Source organism: Clostridium sp. DSM 8431 (genome assembly GCF_900116755.1).
In the GTDB taxonomy this organism is placed as follows: domain Bacteria; phylum Bacillota; class Clostridia; order Clostridiales; family Clostridiaceae; genus Clostridium.
In genome coordinates, this window is record NZ_FPBY01000223.1 from 1 (window position 1) to 4695 (window position 4695).

At 27.6% G+C, this 4695-nt stretch carries 5 protein-coding genes and 2 pseudogenes; 2 read left to right on the forward strand and 5 right to left on the reverse strand.

The genetic code is table 11. From position 1 onward, the window contains the following. A pseudogene (locus BM384_RS18030) lies at positions 1-227 on the forward strand (IS110 family transposase); the annotation flags it as partial. 227 nt (positions 228-454) lie between these two features. On the opposite strand, the gene BM384_RS15710 reads toward BM384_RS18030, so the two are convergent. Both BM384_RS15710 and BM384_RS15715 read right to left on the reverse strand, forming a co-directional pair. Next, positions 455-1339, reverse strand: a complete 885-nt coding sequence (locus BM384_RS15710) for a GH25 family lysozyme (RefSeq protein ID WP_090015009.1) — start codon at positions 1337-1339, stop codon at positions 455-457. A 33-nt stretch (positions 1340-1372) separates the two neighbouring features. After that, positions 1373-2599, reverse strand: coding sequence for a DUF6765 family protein (locus tag BM384_RS15715; RefSeq protein WP_090015011.1), 1227 nt, complete (start codon positions 2597-2599; stop codon positions 1373-1375). Between the two features lie 280 nt (positions 2600-2879). Here BM384_RS15715 and BM384_RS17810 point away from each other — a divergent pair, with 280 nt between their 5' ends. After that, a complete protein-coding gene (locus BM384_RS17810; RefSeq protein WP_175537423.1) occupies positions 2880-3035 on the forward strand; it encodes a hypothetical protein in 156 nt (51 codons plus the stop codon). Between the two features lie 132 nt (positions 3036-3167). Here the strand turns inward: BM384_RS17810 and BM384_RS15720 are convergent, their stop codons facing one another. The 3 genes and pseudogenes from BM384_RS15720 to BM384_RS18715 form a co-directional block, all read right to left on the reverse strand. Next, a complete protein-coding gene (locus BM384_RS15720) occupies positions 3168-3347 on the reverse strand; it encodes a hypothetical protein (protein ID WP_090015013.1) in 180 nt (59 codons plus the stop codon). A 26-nt stretch (positions 3348-3373) separates the two neighbouring features. Next, complete coding sequence (locus BM384_RS15725; RefSeq protein ID WP_090015014.1) at positions 3374-4210, reverse strand: tyrosine-protein phosphatase; 837 nt, start codon at positions 4208-4210, stop codon at positions 3374-3376. 186 nt (positions 4211-4396) lie between these two features. Beyond that, a pseudogene (locus BM384_RS18715) lies at positions 4397-4695 on the reverse strand (IS1595 family transposase); the annotation flags it as partial.

Consider the following 4695-nt stretch of genomic DNA (forward strand, 5'->3'; position numbering starts at 1 on the left):
CCTCAATTAAAAGTTTCCGAAACGGAGTTCCGGCTAATCCTGTTTTGCTTGAATACTACAATAAGTTAATTAAATCAAAACCTAAAAAAGTAGCTATTGGAGCTATAATGCACAAATTAATTAACCACTTTTTTGCAATACTTAGGGATAAAAAGCCATTTGAATTACGATTACCTGAAGTACATAAAAAATTATATTTAAATAGTAATTTACACAAAGTAATATAACATATAATTTAAAACTCACTCTTGTCCATTATTCGTAAAATAATAATGGTTTATTAAGTATACCCTTTTTTAAAAAATTACTTTTTTAAAATTTTTTATTTTTTTGTATAACTGGTCTATGCATTAAAAAAACAACTATGCCAGTTTTCTAAGCTGGTATAGTTGCTTTTTGGTTAGACTTTTTTTTAATTCTTTATATTATTATATAACCTCTTTGGGTTTTAAATTTATGCTAAAGCAAGAGACTTAATTGTTTCATATCCACAAATTCCATCTACTGAAAGTCCCTTTTGACATTGCCATCTTTTAACAGCCTCTTCAGTAGCTTGTCCAAAGATTCCATCTGCATTAACTCCTAATCTTAATTGAATCCATGTTGTTAATTCTGGAGTTCTATACGGAATTCCTGCTAATAATCCCCTTATAGCATTATCAGTTTCAGGCCCATATATATTATCAGGGCATGCCCCTACTATTTTTTGAAGTTCTAAAATTTTTGTACTTGTTTGTGCTGGTGAAGGTACTGGAGTTTCTGATGAATTTATAAATATTCCTTCATTAAAATTATTGACATCACAATTTACCGAAATTCCTGGTATCTTACCTGTTTCAGTAAACTGGTGTCCAACTACAGAGAATCCTGTTTCCATAGGAGCATTAACTCCATAATGTGCAATCCATCCTTTATATGCCTTTATTCTACTATCTAAAGTATCTCTTCCAAAGTATCCACCTGTATAGATTATGCAATTATACCCACTTAACTCTTTGAATCTATTTAAGAAATCAACACATCTATCTGATACCTCTGATGCACTTCTTCCATAATTATTTACTTCAATATCAAGTACTGGTATACACTCAAAACTCTTATCTTTTATGGCATTCCAAAAATCTTCAGCTTGCCTTTTAGGATCTGTTTTCTCTGACATAAAATGATAAAAACCAATTTTAAAACCTAAAGAACGTGCATCATTATAATAAGAGTCTAATAAAGGATCTCTATAATCTATACCTTCAGTTGCCTTTATTATAATTATTTCCACTCCACTTTCTCTTACTCTATTAAAATTTATTCTCCCATCATTATTACTAATATCAATACCTTTCATCCTTATAAAATCCTTTCCCTATATAACTTTAGCTTATTTTTCCCCATAATCTTCATGAATTAACTCTTGTATATTAATTGGTTCCCCTGTATAAATATTTTTAATAAATTTTAATTCATGGCATCTTATAAGTTTGCTTGCATTAAGGAAATCATTATATTCTTTGTTCTGCTTTCTTTCATCGCCACTAATTTTTTTCAAATATTCTTCATATACTTTATCTAATTCTTTACTTGAAATCATGCCATCACTTATATCTTTTAAATCTTCAAGGTCTACTCCCATCTCACTCTTTAACTTAGAGGAATCTCCTTTTACTTTTGCTTCATAGAAAAGATTTTGTATATCCTTAAATGATGTGTCATATTCATAGTTATATTTATTAGAATCAAACCACCATCCATCTTTTTCTTTAGATTTCTTTATTAGATATTCATTTATTATCTTATACCACTTATTAGTAACCTTATCATATTCCCCTGCTTTTTTACCCATGAATTTTAAAACATAGCATATTATTTCTGAATAAGCTACTGCAAATAAGTCTTTATTATCCTTAATCAAAGTCTCTTCATCGTTAAAGCAATACTTAACTTCTACAGTAGATATATCAGGTAAATGTTCTGCCTTAGCATGTCCATAAAAAATCCCCTTAGGAAGTTCCTTAACAGAATTTAAAATATCTAGACTACTCTTGAAATGTTTAAATTCATTCTTTTTTGCATCATATATTAAAATTTCTTTAGGAATTACTGGTTTATCAGTTATTAAACCTGAGAATCCTGAATGAGCATATACATCTGATAATATATGAAGTGTAATACCTAAGCCTACATAATTGTTAACAACTTCACTATTTTCCCCTTTTTCAATCTCTTTACTTAAAGCCTTTTGAATGTCTCCATTTATTCCACATAATAGTGCCTCTCTCTGTGTTAACTTACTAAGATCCCCATTAAATGATGGTAAATAACCAGGAATAAAATGAAATAGTATCCAAGGTAATGAATTTTCTAAAATAAGCTGTTCTTCTTTTTTATCACCTTTTTTGGTTGCATTTTTAATATCCTCATATATCCTGTACAAATCGATATATTTATCAAGTCTCCTTGCTGTTGCATATGCATAATCCCCAGTAACCTTTTCTGTAAAATCATCTACCATTTGTGCTGCACATGCTACTATTCTTGCAGTATTTTCATCCACACCAGCTAATTTAGCTGCAGTATAAGTTCCATATAAATGAAAATCCTTATTCATGTTTAAACATCTCCTTCATTTTTATATTGAGCTTTTATAAGCTCTATTTATCAACACAACTAAAGTATATTACTTTTTTCTAATACAAATTTTTTTTGTCACCACTTGTTATTTTTTTGACTGCAATTGTTATATTTTTATATATTTTTTCCTTTACTGGTATAATTTCTCATGATACTAGTAGATTCATTATGAATCCTTATACTTTTAGTCTAGGAAACAGATATGAAGAGTTTCTTGTTTTCTTAAAGGAAAATAAGGATGGAACATATAAGATTCTTTGAGGTCCCCCTATAGAAGACTTACCTTTGATGAAGATTTAAATTCTGTAACTTCATTATGTTTAAGCAATGAACAAGTTAAAGAAGCTAATCCTTATGTAGCTTTAAAGGTTGATAATGAAAATGTAGATTCAGTACTGGATAAAGCTAGATAATCTATTAAATAATTTTTAAAAAAGGCCAGTACATTATTATGCACTGACCTTTTCTTTATTCTCTCTTGTAAAATCTTTTCTCAATATAGCAAAAAAGATTAATATAAAAACTAAAAATATAATTTTATTAACTTATTTAGGTGATATCATTCCAATTCCAAAACCTGTCCCAAATTCAGTAGCCATAACAATAATAAAACCTATTAATAAAATTCCTCCAACAAAGTATAATACTTTTTTATTGTATTTTTTAGCTGATACTAATGAAACTAATGCTCCAATTAATAATATAACAGTTAATAAATCAGACATATCTATTTCTCCCATTAACTTAATGTTTATTTTAAATATTTACTTCTTAACAAATTAATTTCTTCACTTTTTAACCCTATTGCCTCCCTTATATAATCCTCTATTGATCCCCACTTAGCTTCAATACATAAGAAAGCTTCTTCTAAAAACTTAACATCTGTCCCTTCTATTACCTCAACACCCTTTATAATTTCATCATCATCTGTAAAATGTGCTACTTTTGTTTTATAATAGTCTATACTTTCCCTATAAAACTCATTTGAAAGCTGAAAATCCTTAAAAATAGTTACTATATCCACCCCTAAAACATAAAGAATTAATGCACATACAACACCTACCCTTGTATTTCCCCTTTTGCAGTGAATAAGTACGCTTCCTTTTTTATTATTAAGTAAAATTTTAAATATATCATGAATCTTATTTTGAATATTCATATCATTAATTAAATTTACACAAACCCTATCTTCTATTGTCTTAACTTCTAAAAGTTTTATCATATCTCCTATGCTTCCAGTAGCATTTTTGAAAAGGTTTTTAAAATTTGATAAATTAAGATTTTCTTTACACTGATACATATTTATAAATATATTTTCTGCATTTTTAATCTTTGGATCAGGAGCTAATTTTTGTTCATTAAAATCACGAATATCTATAATTTTTGATATTTTATACTCCTCTTCTAGAATCTTTATATCTTCTATAGAAGCTTTTGAAAGCTCTGAACTTCTTAAAATCATTCCTTTTTTTATAACTTTACCAGAATCGGTTCCATAACCTCCAATATCACGGGCATTTGTTAATTTTTTCAAACCTTTAATAGCTTGTCCGTCTTTATTAACATTATTATTAACTAATACTTTCATCTCTACACCCCTTTATATTTTAAGCTTCTTATATAAAATCCCTTTACTTATAGAACTTTTTATCATAATTGTAATATAATGTATTTTTATTGTCAATTTGTTATTTTCTGTACTTTTTTTTATTTCTTATATCCACTTGTTATATTTTTAGGCTGTATTTTTAAATACAGTGATAATGTAGACTAGTTATTCAAATATGGGTGGACGTCCCTTAAAGTTCATACTTAGATAAGGATGTTCTCCTTTTATGTTTATAGGACATTCCTGAATTTTTGAAAATATAAATTTAAAAAGTGCTAGATAATTAGCTAAATACTTGGTAGACACCCCTCTATATACTGAAATAAACCTTTTTATATTGCTGTGGAGACTATTTATTTTTTGAATGTTATACTCCTTGAAACTTCTACAACCACTTGGAATTGCAATATGATTTATCTTAGAATAAGAAGATAATATTTTATAACTAAAAAGACTGTCTGTAA

What these genes read in the sequence shown, in the direction of transcription:
- BM384_RS15710 (WP_090015009.1), bottom strand. Translation starts at nt 1,339, where the DNA reads ATGAAAGGTATTGATATTAGTAATAATGATGGGAGAATAAATTTTAAT.
- BM384_RS15715 (WP_090015011.1), bottom strand. Translation starts at nt 2,599, where the DNA reads ATGAATAAGGATTTTCATTTATATGGAACTTATACTGCAGCTAAATTA.
- BM384_RS15720 (WP_090015013.1), bottom strand. Translation starts at nt 3,347, where the DNA reads ATGTCTGATTTATTAACTGTTATATTATTAATTGGAGCATTAGTTTCA.
- BM384_RS15725 (WP_090015014.1), bottom strand. Translation starts at nt 4,210, where the DNA reads ATGAAAGTATTAGTTAATAATAATGTTAATAAAGACGGACAAGCTATT.